Origin of the sequence: Hymenobacter psoromatis (genome assembly GCA_001596155.1) — a bacterium.
Taxonomy (GTDB): domain Bacteria; phylum Bacteroidota; class Bacteroidia; order Cytophagales; family Hymenobacteraceae; genus Hymenobacter.
This window is the reverse complement of the sequence record CP014771.1, coordinates 2,382,220-2,396,978: the sequence shown is the minus strand read 5'-3', so window position 1 is coordinate 2,396,978 and position 14,759 is coordinate 2,382,220. Positions and strand designations below refer to the sequence as shown.

Annotated in this window: 16 protein-coding genes; 10 read left to right on the top strand and 6 right to left on the bottom strand. The window is 62.2% G+C overall.

Annotated features, from left to right (window positions below; translation table 11 throughout):
• Positions 1-26 precede the first annotated feature (26 nt).
• The 3 genes from A0257_10115 to A0257_10105 all read left to right on the top strand — a co-directional run bounded on the left by A0257_10115 (position 27) and on the right by A0257_10105 (position 3,426).
• Entirely contained in the window at positions 27-605 is a 579-nt protein-coding gene (locus A0257_10115) for a Crp/Fnr family transcriptional regulator (GenBank protein AMR27416.1), read from the top strand.
• Positions 606-686: 81 nt separating this feature from the next.
• Complete coding sequence (locus A0257_10110) at positions 687-1,028, top strand: ethyl tert-butyl ether degradation protein EthD (protein AMR29709.1); 342 nt, start codon at positions 687-689, stop codon at positions 1,026-1,028.
• Positions 1,029-1,554: 526 nt separating this feature from the next.
• Positions 1,555-3,426 carry a peptidase M1 gene (locus A0257_10105; protein ID AMR29708.1) on the top strand — a complete coding sequence of 624 codons (1,872 nt, stop codon included), beginning with the start codon at positions 1,555-1,557 and terminating at the stop codon, positions 3,424-3,426.
• 43 nt (positions 3,427-3,469) lie between these two features.
• Here A0257_10105 and A0257_10100 read toward each other — a convergent pair whose 3' ends face one another.
• The 5 genes from A0257_10100 to A0257_10080 all read right to left on the bottom strand — a co-directional run bounded on the left by A0257_10100 (position 3,470) and on the right by A0257_10080 (position 7,495).
• On the bottom strand, positions 3,470-3,922 hold the full coding sequence (locus A0257_10100) for a hypothetical protein (protein ID AMR27415.1): 453 nt from the start codon (positions 3,920-3,922) through the stop codon (positions 3,470-3,472).
• A gap of 15 nt (positions 3,923-3,937) precedes the next feature.
• On the bottom strand, positions 3,938-4,267 hold the full coding sequence (locus A0257_10095; GenBank protein AMR27414.1) for a hypothetical protein: 330 nt from the start codon (positions 4,265-4,267) through the stop codon (positions 3,938-3,940).
• A 216-nt stretch (positions 4,268-4,483) separates the two neighbouring features.
• A complete protein-coding gene (locus A0257_10090) occupies positions 4,484-5,824 on the bottom strand; it encodes a hypothetical protein (GenBank protein AMR27413.1) in 1,341 nt (446 codons plus the stop codon).
• 219 nt (positions 5,825-6,043) lie between these two features.
• Positions 6,044-6,568, bottom strand: a complete 525-nt coding sequence (locus A0257_10085) for a hypothetical protein (protein AMR27412.1) — start codon at positions 6,566-6,568, stop codon at positions 6,044-6,046.
• Positions 6,569-6,619: 51 nt separating this feature from the next.
• A complete protein-coding gene (locus A0257_10080; GenBank protein AMR27411.1) occupies positions 6,620-7,495 on the bottom strand; it encodes a hypothetical protein in 876 nt (291 codons plus the stop codon).
• Between the two features lie 144 nt (positions 7,496-7,639).
• Here A0257_10080 and A0257_10075 point away from each other — a divergent pair, with 144 nt between their 5' ends.
• Positions 7,640-7,963 carry a hypothetical protein gene (locus A0257_10075; GenBank protein ID AMR27410.1) on the top strand — a complete coding sequence of 108 codons (324 nt, stop codon included), beginning with the start codon at positions 7,640-7,642 and terminating at the stop codon, positions 7,961-7,963.
• Between the two features lie 160 nt (positions 7,964-8,123).
• Here the strand turns inward: A0257_10075 and A0257_10070 are convergent, their stop codons facing one another.
• A complete protein-coding gene (locus A0257_10070; protein AMR27409.1) occupies positions 8,124-9,185 on the bottom strand; it encodes a malate dehydrogenase in 1,062 nt (353 codons plus the stop codon).
• Positions 9,186-9,725: 540 nt separating this feature from the next.
• Here A0257_10070 and A0257_10065 point away from each other — a divergent pair.
• The 6 genes from A0257_10065 to A0257_10040 all read left to right on the top strand — a co-directional run bounded on the left by A0257_10065 (position 9,726) and on the right by A0257_10040 (position 14,675).
• A complete protein-coding gene (locus A0257_10065) occupies positions 9,726-10,652 on the top strand; it encodes a hypothetical protein (GenBank protein AMR27408.1) in 927 nt (308 codons plus the stop codon).
• Positions 10,604-10,843 (top strand): hypothetical protein, encoded by a 240-nt coding sequence (locus A0257_10060; protein AMR27407.1) that lies wholly within the window; start codon positions 10,604-10,606, stop codon positions 10,841-10,843. Before A0257_10065 ends, A0257_10060 begins: the two co-directional genes overlap by 49 nt.
• A gap of 205 nt (positions 10,844-11,048) precedes the next feature.
• Positions 11,049-12,251 carry a hypothetical protein gene (locus A0257_10055; GenBank protein AMR27406.1) on the top strand — a complete coding sequence of 401 codons (1,203 nt, stop codon included), beginning with the start codon at positions 11,049-11,051 and terminating at the stop codon, positions 12,249-12,251.
• 17 nt (positions 12,252-12,268) lie between these two features.
• Positions 12,269-12,679, top strand: coding sequence for a transcriptional regulator (locus A0257_10050; protein AMR27405.1), 411 nt, complete (start codon positions 12,269-12,271; stop codon positions 12,677-12,679).
• Between the two features lie 20 nt (positions 12,680-12,699).
• Positions 12,700-13,161, top strand: a complete 462-nt coding sequence (locus A0257_10045) for a hypothetical protein (GenBank protein ID AMR27404.1) — start codon at positions 12,700-12,702, stop codon at positions 13,159-13,161.
• A 53-nt stretch (positions 13,162-13,214) separates the two neighbouring features.
• Entirely contained in the window at positions 13,215-14,675 is a 1,461-nt protein-coding gene (locus A0257_10040; GenBank protein AMR27403.1) for a hypothetical protein, read from the top strand.
• Positions 14,676-14,759: the final 84 nt, after the last annotated feature.

Sequence of the window (14,759 nt, the reverse complement as noted above, 5' to 3'; positions counted from 1 at the left end):
TATCCCGCCCTACCCCTCCCTTGTTAATGGACGCGCTCCGAGCCTTTGTCACCACGCTGCTGCCCATGTCGGCGGCCGATTTTGACCTGTTGCTACCCCTGGCTACCGGGCGCGCGGTGGCCAAGGGCGACTACCTGCTGCGGCCCGGCGAGGTGTGCGGGCACGTATTTTTTGCGCGCGCCGGCCTGCTGCGCCTGTATTATGTCGATGCGGAAGGCCGGGAAGTCAACGCCCGCTTCGCGGCGGCCCCCGGCTTTCTCACCGATTTTCAGGGCTTCCTCACGCAGCGGCCCTCGCGCTATGCCTGGCAGGCGCTGCAAGCCAGTGATTTACTGGCCTTTGCTTATGCCGACGTGCAGCGGCTCTACCGCGAGTCGGCGGTGTGGGAGCGGTTTGGCCGCCTCATGGCCGAGCACGTGTACCAGCAGGCCAGTGAGCGCACGGAGCTGTTGCAATTTCTGACGCCCGCCCAGCGCTACGCCCACGTGCGGGCCACCCAGCCGGCCCTGCTGGGCCAGGTGTCGCAGTTTCACCTGGCCTCGTACCTGGGCATTCAGCCCGAGTCGCTGAGCCGGATTAGGCGGCGGCTGAGCCGGCGGGGGTAGGGCGCTTTCTTAACCGAAGTCAACGAATAGGAGGGGGGTAGGGGCGGACCTTTGCCCCGTTCTTTTTACCCCCAAATGACCATGATAAAATTCACCATTCTGCTGCGCAAGCGCCCGGATATGAGCCACGAAGCGTTTGTGGCTTATCACAAAACCCAGCACGCGCCCCTGTTTATGGCGCTGCCCGAGGTGCGGCAGTACGTGCGCCGCTACATGCAGGGCCACACCGTGCCGCTGCACCTGCCGGGCCTGCCGCCGCCCGCCTACGACGGCACCACCGAGCTGTGGTTCGACATGGTGGAGGACATCGGCAAGGTGTTCGAAGCTCCGCGCTACCTGGAAATTATCCGGCCCGACGAAGCCAGGTTTCTGGACCTGGCGGGCTGCGGCTTCCTGGTGCTGGCCGAAAACGTGGTGCATTAAGTAACTGATATTACGCAGTCGGGGTCACGCGGAGGGCGACCCCGACTGCGTAGCAGTAGTGAGTAAATAAATAAGTAAAAATAACTAAGTATACTAATGTTTAAGTAAAAAATACTACTCTTATTACTTAGCACTTTTGTCTTACTACCTGCTGTTACGCCCTATCTTATTCGAGATGGCCACGGGGAGTAGCGCGAACTACAAAGTTCGCGCTACTCCCCGTGGCATAACAGCAGTTATTAAAGCAGCTTTGGGGAGGGTAGGGAGTCTTTAGCGCGGCTAAAAGCAACTCTGGCAAAAAAGCGGCGCTTCGGGTGCCTGGTCTTTCGCTGGGGTCGCTACTTTTGGCGCAAAGGTCTTTGCCTTATCCTTTTTCATGAAAAAAAATTCATTTACCAGGCTGCTGGCTGGGGCGGCGCTGCTGCTCGACGCGGCCACGGCCCAGGCGCAGCGGCCCGCGCCCCTACCCTCGCCCCCCGCCAACCTGCCGCCCTACGATGCGCGGGCGCTGTTTCAGCCCGACTTTCTGGACCAGACCGCGCCCGCGACCCGCACCGGCGGCGGCAAGCCCGGCGCTACCTACTGGCAAAATGCGGCCGACTACCAGATTGCCGCCAGCCTCGACGAAAAGGCGGCCCGCGTGACGGCCACCGTCAACATCACCTACACCAACAACAGCCCCGACGAGCTGCCCTTCGTGTGGCTGCAAGTGGACCAGAACCTGTTTCGGGCCGACTCGCGCGGGGCGGCGGCCACGCCGCCGGCCGGCGGGCGCTTCGGCAACGCGGCGCGCGGCTTCCAGGGCGGCGACTCGCTGCGCACGGTCCAGATTGAGCTGCACGGCAAGAAGATGCAGGCCAACTACCGCGTCAGCGACACGCGGATGCAGATTATTCTGCCCGAGCCGATGCGGCCCAAGGGCGACAAGCTCAAAATCAACATCGCCTACGGCTTCAACATCCCGGAGTACGGGGCCGACCGCCTGGGCCGCCTGAAGACGCCGAACGGCGAAATATTTGAGGTGGCGCAGTGGTACCCGCGCATGGAGGTTTACGACGATATTTCGGGCTGGAACACGCTGCCGTATATGTCGGCCGAGTTTTACCTCGACTACGGCAACTTCGACTACACCCTCAACGTGCCGGCCAACTACCTGGTGGGCGGCTCGGGCGAGCTGGTGAACCCTGCCGAAGTGCTGACGGCCAGCCAGATAAAGCGCCTGGCCGAGGCCGCCCGCTCCGACAAAACGGTGCTGGTGCGCACGCCCGCCGAGGTGACGCAGCCTGGCTCGCGCCCGGCCGGCAAAAACGGCCGCCTGACGTGGCACTTCCGGTGCCAGCAGGCGCGCGACGTGGCCTGGGCCGCGTCGTCGGCTTTCGTGTGGGATGCCGCTAAGATGAACCTGCCCAGCGGCCGCAAGTCGCTGGCCATGTCGCTCTACCCCGTGGAGGCGGCCCAGGATACGGCCTGGAACCGCTCGACGGAATACGTGAAGAAGAGCATCGAGTACAACTCCAAGCAGTGGTACGAATTCACCTACCCGGTGGCGACCAACGTGGCCGGCGTGGTGGGCGGCATGGAATATCCGGGCATCGTGTTTTGCGGCGCGAAGGCCACCAAGGGCAGCCTTTGGGGCGTGACCGACCACGAGTTTGGCCACAACTGGTTTCCGATGATTGTGGGCTCGAACGAGCGCAAATATCCGTGGATGGACGAGGGCTTTAACACGTTTATCAACATCCTGGCCAGTCAGAACTTCAATAATGGGGAATACAAGGAGCAGGGCGACGTGCCGGCCCGCCTCGCGCCCGGCGTGACGTACCAGATGCAGCAGCCCGGCATGGACCCGCCTTACACCGTGCCCGACGTGACGCAGGCCCGCAACCTGGGCTTCGCGGCGTATTCCAAAACCGGCTACGGCCTGTATTTACTGCGCCAGGAAATTCTGGGTCCCGAGCGGTTCGACTACGCGTTTCGCAGCTACATCCGGCGCTGGGCCTTCAAGCACCCGCAGCCGCGCGACTTTTTTCGCACCATGAATGAGGTGGCCGGCGAAGACTTGTCGTGGTTTTACCACGAGTGGTTTTTTGAGAATTGGCTGCTCGACCAGGCCGTGCAGAGCGTGGCCTACGTGAACCAGGACCCCGCTAAGGGCGCGCTCATCACCATCGAAAACAAGGGTCAGGCCGCCATGCCCGTCACCGCCGAAATCATGGAAACCGGCGGCAAGAAGACCACCGTACGCCTGCCCGTCGAAATCTGGCAGCGCGGCGGCACCTGGACGTTCCGCGTCAACACTACTACCCCCCTCACGCAGGTGGTGCTCAACCCGACCAACATTCTGCCCGACGTGAACCGCTACAACAACACCTGGCGGGCGCTGAAGCTGCCCGAGTAATTCCGGTACGCTCTAACCATAGAATCCCAATCAGGCAGTAGGCTTATCGCTTGCTGCCTGGTAGGGATTCTTCGGTGAATGAAAGCAAGTAGTAGACACCATCGGGGTCTTCGTCGGCACCGGTTATTGTCCAGCCTTGAGCGAGGTAAAAGCGTAGGGCGGGCTGGTTTGCCTGAAGGCACTTGAGCGCAGCGGGCCGGGCCATCCGGGCTAGTCCCGCTTGTAGCAGCGCCCGCCCAACGCCTTGTCTTTGCCAGGATGGCGCAATGAAAAGTGAATGCACGAAGTTATCGGGCGGCCACCAGGCAATAAACCCGATGGGCATTTCCTGGTGCGTGGCTACCAGGAGCTTCTCCCCTTCGATAACGCGGTCAAAGTCCGGCAGTCCAAACCGATTTGGGTCTTGCCAGGTAAAGGCGGTCTGCCGGGCTTCCAGGTAAAGCTGCCGTAGGGGTCCGGTATGCTGGGGAGCGTAGGATAAGATGGTCCATCGCATAGTGCAGAGCAAGGATTAGTGCGAAATAGTTTTGGAAAAGAGTTGCATCACCAGCACGCCGCTGACGATGAGCGCGATGCCCGCCAGGGCCGGCAGGTCGAGCCGCTGCTTGAAAAGCAAGAAGCCGATGAGCGTGACCAGCACAATCCCTACCCCTCCCCAAATGGCGTACGCCACGCCCAGGGGAATGGCCTTGAGCGCAAAGCTAAAAAAATAAAATCCCAGACCATAGCCGGCTATAGTCAATAAGCTGGGCCACAGGCGGGTAAATTGGTTGGATGCGTTGAGCGCGGTGGTGCCAATGACTTCGCTGAGAATGGCGAGGAATAGAAAGACGTAGGGCATAGCAAGGGGGGGTAGGGCTGGCGCGGAGCGAACTCGCCGGAGTAAGCGTAATAAGAAGCGCCTTAAAAGAACGTCATTCCGAGCTTGCCGAGGAATCTTGCCCGCATCGTAGAACGACACTCGAACGGCGCGCGCGAGATTCCTCGGCAAGCTCGGAATGACGTTCTTTTAGCCTCGGAACGACGTTCTGTTAGGGCGCTTACTCTGAAACCGCGCCTAGTCGCGGGTGCGGAAAACCCGCCAGCCGTGGGCCGGCACCGTGCGCGCCGATGGTTGCGCCAGGGTGCATTGCGCTCCGCTAAACACGTCGAACAGGCCCTTTTGGGCCGGCACCAGCATCTTCTGGCCCGGCAGTACCAGCGGCTCGGCGGTGGCGTTTACCAGCACTACCACGGCCGCGCCGCCCTTTTCGCGCACGAAGCCGTAGAGGCCGGCCGGCCCGCTGAGGCGCTGGAAGTGGCTGGCCGCATCGCCGTTGCGCAGGGCCGGGTGGCGCTTTTTGAGCTGCAAAAGCCGGGTATAAAAATCCTGGAGGGGGTAGGCGCCCCACTCAATCGTATCGCGGTCGAAGAAAGCCAGCCGGCGGTTCAGCCCCGCTTCCTGGCCGCTATACAGCATGGGCATGCCCGGCAGCAGCGCCGTGAGCACGGCAAAGGGCAGCGCCAGCGGCCCCAGGCGCTCGTACTCGGTGCCGTCCCAGCTGTTCACGTCGTGGTTGCTGGTAAAATTCATCAGGTACACCGAGGACGGGTATTTGGCCCGTTCGGCGGCCAGGTAGGTATCGATATCGGCCAGCGCGGTCTTGCCTTCGGCAATCTGGTCGAGGAGGTAGTGCAGGCGCAGGCCGAAGCTCATGTCAAAGGCTCGTTCCAGCAGCTCGGTATCGGCGTTAAATTCCTCCCAGGTCAGCCCGCCCGAAGGGTATAACTCGTCCCATTCGGCCAGCATAAACACGGGCTTGAGGGCTTCCAGCGCCGGCCGGGCCTCGTCCCAGAAGTCGGTGGGCACCAGGCCGGCCACGTCGCAGCGGTAGCCGTCGATAGCGGCCTCGCGCACCCAATAAGCCAGGGCGTCCACCATGTAGGCACGCATTTCCTGGTTGGTGTAGTCGAGGGCTACCACGTCGGTCCAGTCGGCCACGGGCGGCACCAGCTGGCCCTGAGCGTCGTGCTGGTACCAGTCGGGGTGCTGGTCGATGAGCGCGTTGTCGCGGCTGGTGTGGTTGGCCACCCAATCGAGGATAACCTTGAGGCCCAGATCGTGCGCCGTTTGCACGAGGTGCCGCAAATCCTCCAATGTGCCAAATTCGGAGTTCACCCCCAGGTAGTCGCGCACGGCATAAGGCGAGCCCAGTGAGCCCTTGCGCCCGGTTTCACCAATGGGGTGAATGGGCATCAGCCACACGATAACGACGCCCATTTTGGCGAGCCGGGGCAGGTGCGCCTCAAAGGCCCGAAACGTGCCCTCGGGCGTGTAGTTGCGCACATTGACTTCGTAAATAGTGGCGTTGGCGGCCCACTCGGGGTGGCGCACCACAAAGCGGGAGGCATCGGGCATAGGTTAGGAGTTAGGAGTTAAGAGTTAAGAGTTACGCAAAAGTCGGTTGTCCTTGCGAGCGAAGCGCGGCAATCGCCCCAGAACGACTGGCGCGAGTATCGTTCGGGTGCGATTGCTTCGCTTTGCTCGCAAGGACAACCGACTTTTGCGTAAGTCCTATGAGTTAAGAGTTAAAAGGTAGGGTCGTGTTTTAACTCTCAATTCTTAACTCTTAACTCTTTACGGCCGGGTCGTGAGCACGCGCCAGCCGTGGGCCGGCACCGCGAGGGTAGGGCCTTCGAGCGGCGAGCCCACGTCAGCAAAGGCGTCGGTTACCAGCCCGGCCGGGCGGGGTAGGGTCTGCGGCTGCGCGCCCAGGTTAATGACCGTCCACACCCGCGCCTTTCCGTCGCCGCTGGCCCGCTCGAAGGCAAAGCACTCGGCCGGCGCGGGCCCAATCGTGAATTTGGCGCAGGCATCGCCGTTGCGCAGGGCCGCGCTGCGCTGCTTGAGGTGCAGCAGCACGGCGTAAAACGCGTTCAGCGGGTAGCCATTCCACTGAATAGTATCCTTGTCGAAAAAGCGCAGCTTCTTGGTCGAAGCTGCTTCCTGACCGCTGTACACCAGCGGAATGCCGGGTAGCAGCGTCGTGAGCACGGCGAATGCTTGCGCATTGGCTCCCAGGCGAATACCTTCCGGGTCGTCCCAGCTGTTCACGTCGTGCGACGACGTGAAGTTCATCAAATACACGCCGGCCGGGTACATCCGGCGCTCGGCGGCAAAGTAGGGGGGTAGGGCCGTCACCGGCCGCTTGCCCTATGCGATGCTGTCAATCAGGTAGTGCAGCCGGAGCGCGTAGGTAGCGTCAAACGCCCGTTCGAGCAGGTGCGTGTTGGGGGTGAATTCGCCTTTTTTGAGGAAGGGTGGATGGTGCAATTCGTCCCACTCGGCCAGCATGAACACGGGCTTTATTTTTTCCAGTTCGGTCCGCGTGGCGTTCCAAAAATCGGTGGGCACCAGGCCGGCCACGTCGCAGCGGAAGCCGTCGAAACCCACGTCTTTTACCCAATACGCCATGCTTTGGGTCATGTACTGGCGCAGGTCGGGCTTCGAGTAGTCGAGGTCAATCACGTCCTGCCAGTCGGCCACGGGCGGCTGAAAATTACCCTTGGCATCCTTCGTAAACCAGTCGGGGTGCTGCTGGCTCAGCTCACTGTCCCAGCTGGTGTGGTTGGCCACCCAGTCGAGGATAACGTGCATTTTCAGGCGGTGCGCTTCGGCAATAAGATGCTGCAAATCAGCCAGTGAGCCAAACTCGGGGTTCACCGTGCGGTAGTCTCGCAGCGAATACTGGCTGCCGAGCGTGCCCTTGCGGTTTTCTTGCCCAATGGGCTGCACCGGCATCAGCCACAGAATCCCTACCCCCATCTTTTGCAGGCGCGGCAGGTGCTTCTCAAAAGCCCGAAACGTGCCCTCGGGCGTGTACTGGCGCACATTTACCTGGTAGAGGCTGGCGTTGGTGGCCCAGGCCGGGTGCTGCACGGTGAACGGTGCGGGCGGCCGGCAGGCGGCCGGAATCGCCACGTCGGGCGGGGTGGCCAGGTCGGTGGGGGCGCAGGCTCCCAGCAGCAGGGAGCCGGCCAGCAGCAGGGCAGCGCGACAAATCATGCCGCAACTTACGCTCAGCCCCACGTTGGGAACGGCTTTGCGGATAAACTGAGCAATTAAAAAATGTTTTTTTAGATAAAGCCGGAATGTTGCACGCTGTTCGGCCAACAACGCCCCCGGCCGCAGGTTGATACGCTACATTTTCACCTCATTTTTTCCTTTACCACAATGGCAGATTCCACCAGCCAACTCGACGCCACCATTAACGCCCTGAAAGGCGGTCTCTCCAGCGCCGCCGGCGCGGCCGGCCCCAACATTCAGGGCTGGATTAAGACCCTGCACGGCAACGCGCAGCTTTCGGGCATCAGCTCGGAGTTGGAGAAGCTAAATACTGCTATTTCGAGCGGCGACAGCCACACCATCGCCAGCAGCCTGAAAACGCTAGGCGAGCACACCACCAAGGCCGCCTCATCGGCCACGGCTGAGAGCAAGGAGAAGCTCACGCAGCTTGGCCAGGCCCTCAGCTCGGCCGCCAGCCAGCTGAAAGGCTAGTTGTTTTAGTTACTGGCTATTGCAATAGCTAGCGAATAAAGAACGTCATGCTGAGTTTATCGAAGCATCTCTACCACGCCGAAAGGGTTAGTAACCCAACGATGCGGTAGGGATGCTTCGATAAACCCAGCATGACGTTCTTTTTTGCTTGAAATCAAGACTACAGTTTCACCCCGAACTTCGCCCCTACCCCCTCCAAATCCCGCACCACGGCATCAAGCAGGGGTAGGCCATTCACTAAACGGTGGGCGGCGGTTTCGCGCTCGGGGTCGCCGGGGATGAGCACGTGCTGGCCCTCCGTGGCGCGGGCCTGGCGGAAGGTCGTTATCCAGTTGTCCATGTGGGCCTTAAACTCGGCGGCGGGCCGAAACGCATCCACCCGCATGGCCCCGAAAAAGTGCCCGATGCCCTGGCCCACCGGGTCGGCCGGCGGCTGCAAAAACGCCACGAACGGCGGCACCCACGGCCCGTAGTTGGCCCCGCTCAGCACGGCCGAAAAAATATCCACCACCGCGCCCAAACCGTAGCCCTTGTGCGAGCCGGTGGCCCCGCCCAGCGGCAGCAGCGCGCCGCCATTCCTCACGGCGTTGGCGTCGGTGCTGGCGTGGCCGGCCGCGTCCTGGGCCCAGCCTTCGGGGATGGGTAGGCCCTTACGCTGGGCGATTTCGAGCTTGCCGTTGGCGGCCGTGGTGGTGGCCATGTCGAGCACGAAATCGGGTTGCTCGCCGGCCGGCACGGCCACGGCGATGGGGTTGGTACCCAGCAGTCTATCCAATGAATGCGTGGGCGCGACCAGCGGCGAGGCGTTGGTCATGGCGATGCCAATCATATCCTGGGCCAGGGCCAGCATGGCATGATAGCCCGCAATGCCGAAGTGGTTGGAATTCTTGACTGATACCCAGCCGGTGCCCACCTGCGCGGCTTTTTGCAGGGCCACGCGCATGGCGCGCGGGCCCACCACCAGGCCCAGGCCGCCGTCGCCATCGACCACGGCCGTGCTGGGCGTTTCGTAGGTGACGCCCACCCGCGGCCGGGCGTTGATGCGGCCCGCCCCCCAGAGGCGCACGTAGCCGCTGAGGCGCGCCACGCCGTGCGAGTCCACCCCCCGTAAATCGGCCGAAAGCAGGGTTTCGGTAGCCAGCGTGGCATCCTCGGGCGGGCAGCCCATCGCTAGGAACACTTGCTCGGCGAAGGTGAAAAGTTGTTGGTAGGGGAGGGTCATGGGGCAGAAAAGAATGCGTTAACGACCGCAAACCTACTGCGGGCTGAGGAGGAGTGGCGCGCTATTGCTCCGGGCGGGCGCGTAGTAAGCAGCTCGTGGCGAGGGAAAAGCCACTACCCAGGGCCAAGCGTCGCGGTTCCGACCGCCTGGCCCGCTTGCCCACGTAGCGGTTGCGCGCTCCGGCCAGCCAGCACGCAGCGCAATGAAATATTTAGTGTTGATAGTCAATAATTTATGAAAATTCAACGTATAAATTAGTTTTAAACTAAAATTTACGTTGAAAACTTCCGTACTTCGCCTCTCTGATTCATACACTTCCCTACTGGCAAATTAGGGAGCTGAAAACGAGGCCGCCCGACTTGCGCGTTTCCTTCGCCCAAGACCAGTACTTAGCCGCCCCGACCGCCGGCGCGGCTGGCAGAATGCCTAACTGATTAGCTTATCCAACAACTAATTAACTTTTAGATACTTCACCCAGCAGGATGGCGTTTTCGCGCCAAGTTCTTCGTGGGCTGTACCCTACTCCTCCCCCACCCCTTTATGAAGAACTACCTAATCGGCTTTCTGCTGCTCGCTCCCGGCTTAGCCCTGGCCCAAACGCAAGTGCCGGCCACCTATCCTTACCTGATAAAAGGCAAGATTGGGCAGCTTGGCGCGCCGGCCAAAGTGTACCTGCTAACCGGCTTGCAGACCATTGACTCGGCTACGGTCCGGCAGGGCCAGTTTGAGCTGAAGGGTACTACCCCCTACCCCCAGTCGGCTACGCTGGTGCTGGAGCGCCGGGGCCGGTTGCAATCGGGCTGGCAGCAAAAAATGCTGGGAGGTAAAATGCGCCGGGTATTCATAGAGTCGCCCGACCGCCTCCGCTTGTTTCTGGAGCCCGGCCCGGTGGTAGTTACCAGCGCTGACTCTCTGCGCACGGCCCGCTTGGCTGGCGGCGCGCTGACGGCCGACTACCAGCGCCTGACGGAGGCCGTCGAGCCCGTAGGGGCAAAATTTAAAACGGTCAAGTCGCCGGCCCAATTCGAGGCCATCAACCAGGAGTACGCCCAGGCCCGGTTAGCGTTCGTGAAGGCCCACCCCACCTCCTGGGTCAGCCTGGAGACATTGGAGCAGGCGCGCATGATAGCTCTCCCGCAGTACGCTGAGGTAGCGCCCCTCTACGCCGCCCTTACCCCCACCCAGCGCGCGAGCCCCCCCGGCCAGCAATATGGCGAGCTACTGGCCGGCCTCAAAGCCACGGCCATCGGCGCGCAGGCCCCCGCCTTTACCCAGCCCACCCCCGGCGGCAAGCCGGTGTCGCTCGCCGACTACCGGGGCAAGTACGTGCTGGTGGATTTCTGGGCCAGCTGGTGCGCACCCTGCCGGGCGGCGCCGTGCTCCAAGCCTACGAAGCCTTTAAGGGCCGCAATTTTGAGGTGCTGGGCGTGTCGCTGGATGAGGAAAGGACCCGCGACAAGTGGGTGAAAGCCATTGCCGACGACCACATGCCCTGGACGCAGATATCGGACCTGCGCGGATTTGACAGCCCCACGGCCCAGCAGTACGGCGTTAAGGCCATCCCGCAAAATTTTCTCATCGACCCCAGCGGTAAAATCGTGGCTAGTAACCTGCGCGGCGACGAGCTAGCAGCCGCGCTCGCCAGGTTTATAAAATGAGGACTGCCAGGGGTATTTTAGTATCTTTTTCCAAAATAAGTAGACTTTACGCACGATATGCGGAAATATATTTTGCGCAGTGTTTCGCAGGATTAAAGCGCAGGGTTTCGCAGTGTGCAAACATCATAACTCTTTAAAAATCTGTAATTTAACCCTTCGATACATTGCGCAAAATCCCCTTTTCGTAAGCGTTAGGTAAATATTTATGAAGTTCTGCTTAACCAGCTGGCTGCTCGGCATAGGGTTGCTAGGGACCGCCTGGGTGGACCCCGCGCCGGAGAATCCGTTCGTGCTGGCGAGCAAAGCCGCTCGGATGGGGCCGGCCGGCTCGGTCAACTACCTGCTGCCGCTGCTGGAGTTGCGCCAGCTACGACCAGTCTATGTGCGCGGGCCAGCTGCTGAGCAAGCGGGCTTTTATTGGCAAGCCCTGGCTACCTACGCAGCTATGGCGGATGAGGCAGATAGTGCGGCGTACTACTGGCACCAGCAGCCAGGCTATGGCCAGTCGCTAGCGGTGGCCGCTAAGGCACCGTTACCAGCGGCGGCGGCCATTCTGGCCCAAACCAGCCAGCGGCAAATAGTGATGTTCAACGAAGAGCATACCCAGCCGCGCGGGCGCTGGCTGGTAGGTAGCTTGCTACCAGCGCTCTACAAGCAAGGATTTCGCTACCTGGCCCTGGAAGCGCTGGAGGCCGCCGATTCAGCGGGCCTACGGCAGCGCGGCTACCCGGTAGCCAGCACGGGCTTCTACACAAACGAGCCCCATTTTGGCAACCTTATCCGGCGGGCGCGGCAACTCGGGTTTCGGCTGGTAGCCTATGATGCGATAAGCGAGGACCGCGAGCAGGACGAAGCGCGCAACTTGCTGGCTGCTAGCCTGGGGCCTCATCCCAAAGCGCGGGTAGTAGTGCTGGCTGGCCACGGCCACATCAACGAAGCTGGTTCTACGCAATCAATGGCCACCTGGGTGCGGAAGCTGTCGGGCGTTGACCCGCTCACGATTGAGCAAACGCAGGCTGCCCAGGTCAGTTCGGCCAGTTGGTCGCGGCTGCCACCGGGGGCCTATCTGGTGCCCGCGGCCAGCTTGCCCAACCGGGCGCTCACCTGCGACCTCTACGTGCTTAATCGCCTGAGTTTGGCCAGCACCGGCACCGGCTTTGGCGACCGGGCCGCCCGGCTAACCCGCTGCCTTATTCCGGCCGATAGCTTACGGCCTCAGCCCCAAGTGCTGCTGGTATATGAGCAGCGCGAAAAGCAGACCCAGCGCGGGGCCGTACCCGTGGCCGTGCATTGCCTGCGCCTCAGCGAACGGATAGTTAGCCTGAACCTGCTACCCGGTACCTACGTGGCTGAAGTGCGCGACGCACCCGGTCGCCGGTGCTGGCAACAAGTTCTGACTGTGCATTAATTTCCTACCCCTCCCTTATGCAACCGCCCTTTCCCGAACTCACCCGCGCCGAGGAGCAGCTGATGCAGCTGCTGTGGCAGCGCGGCCCCAGCCTGGTCAAGGACCTGCGGGCGGCGCTGCCCGCGCCGCTGCCCGCGCTCACGACCGTGAGCACCATCGTGCGGATTCTGGAGCAGAAGGGCTTCGTGGGCTACGAGCCAGTGGGACGCGGCTACCGCTACCACGCCCTGGTGGCGCAGGACGACTACCGGCGCTTTTCGCTGCGCAAGCTGTTGCGGGGCTATTTCGGCGGCTCGTTTGGGCAGCTGGTTTCTTTTTTTGCGCAGGACGAAAATCTGGATGCCGCCCAGCTCGATGCGCTGCTGCGCCAGGCCAAAGCCACCGACGCGGCCCCGGCGGACGAGGACGCGGAAGAAGACAAAGCGTAGTTAATCAAATCTTTATCATCATGCGCTCGTTTCTGCTTTTTGCTTTGCTCAGCGCCCTGGCCACGGCCTGCGCCAGCCCCCGGACCGCCGCCGAGCGCCTCGACCGCCACGGCCAGCGCCAAGGCCGCAACCGCACCTACTACGACGAGGCGCGCACCCAGCTTTTTACCCAAGGACGCTACCGGCACGGCCGCCCGGTGGGCCGCTGGCGCTACTATGGCCAGGCCGGCGAGCTGCAACGCCAGGAGCGCTACCGCCGCCAGGGCTTCAGCGACATTGCCTACTACTATCCCAGCGGCCAAGTGGCCCGCCGCGGCCGGGCGCGCACCGTGGATGAGCCCCACGGCGCGCATTTCTACTGGCTGGGCGAGTGGCAATTCTACTCGCCGGCCGGTGCCCTCGACAGCGTGCAGGTATATAATATGGGCTTGCGCACGACCACTAAATACCTGACTGACAAGCGAAAAGTAGCTGATAACTAGCCTGAGAACAGCTATCGGCCCGACTACTAAGCCAACCTGAAAAACAAACGTACATGAACGCTTCCTCTCTCCTGACCTGGCTGAGCAGCACGCTGCTGCCGCTGGGCGCGCTGTGGCTGGTGTACCGGCTGGCGCTGCGCCGCGAGCGCTGCTTCGGCTACAACCGGGCGCTGCTGCTACTGGCCCCGCTGGTGGCGGCGGTGCTGCCGCTGCTGCCGCTTCCGGCCCTGCCCGCCTGGCTGGTGAGCAGCGGCGCGCCCAGCGCGGCCCTACCCCCCTTGCCGGGGCTGCTGCTGCCCACCGTGGCCCCAGTGGCGGCGGGCGGCGGTTTCGGTTGGGGCTGGCTGGCTTGGGTGTATGCGGGGGGGGTAGGGCTGCTGCTGGGGCGGCTGGCCTACCAGGGCTGGCGGCTGCACCGCGCCACGCGGCACCTGCCGCGCGAGAAGCGGGCCGGCTACGTGCTGGCCCGCACCGGCGGGCGGCTGCCCACCAGTTCTTTCGGCCGCACCATTTTCTGGGATGACACGGCCGGCCTCACGCCCGCTGAGGCGGCCCCGGTGCTGGCCCACGAGCTGGCCCACGTGCGCCAGGGCCACAGCTACGACGTGCTCTGGCTGGAAGTCTGGCGGGCCATGCTCTGGCCCAATCCCTTCGCGCACCTGCTGCTGCCGGCCCTGCGCCTCACCCACGAGCTGCTGGCCGACCAAGCCGCCGCCCAGTCGCCTACCCCCCTTGCGCCGGCCGAAGCCGCCACGCCCTACCCCGCTTTGCTGGCCCGGCTGGCACTGCGTGGGGTGGCGGGCAGCGGCTATGCTGCTTTGCTCCAGCCGTTTATTTTTTCCTTTACCTTAACCCGAATTGCCATGTTGCAAAATCAAATTCCCGTGCGCCGCTGGAAGCAGTGGCTTATCCTGCCCGTGCTGGGTGGGCTGTTTCTGGCCGCTTGCCGCACTACAAACGCCGACGTTGTAAAACCCGTGGTGGATAAAGAAGCCCGCAAGGCTATGCTAATCGCCAATTTTAAAGAGGCAATCCGTCAGGATTCACTACACAACGGAGGCAAAGGCTGGAAGGACGAGACTCGTATGATACAGGTCGACAAAGATGGAAACGTGACGATTATACATCGGGGTGATGCGCCGACACTGCCCAGGCTCACTACGACGCCGCAATCAGCCGCTGGTGGAGCCGACGCGGATAAAGTCTATACCTACGTTGACCAGATGCCGCGTCTGCCTACCGCCAACGGCATGGGTGCCATTGTGCAGCAGATTCGGGACAACTTCGTGCACCCCGGCGGGCCGCAGCAAGAGGGCCGCGTATTCGCCAGCTTCACCGTGCAGGCCGATGGCAGCGTGACCGATACCAAAATTGTGAAGGGCCTTAGCGCGGCTTATGATGACGCCGTGCTGGCCGCCATTCAGAAGCTGCCGCGCTTTGTGCCGGGTATGCAAAGTGGCAAGGCCGTGGCCGTGAGCTTCACGGTGCCGATTACCTTCAAAGAAAAGCCGTAAGCTGTTACCGCACAGTTTCACTTCGTGCGCGAGCGCAACGAGCAGGCGGAACCGGGCCGCACGAACGACGATGCTCGCTTTGCT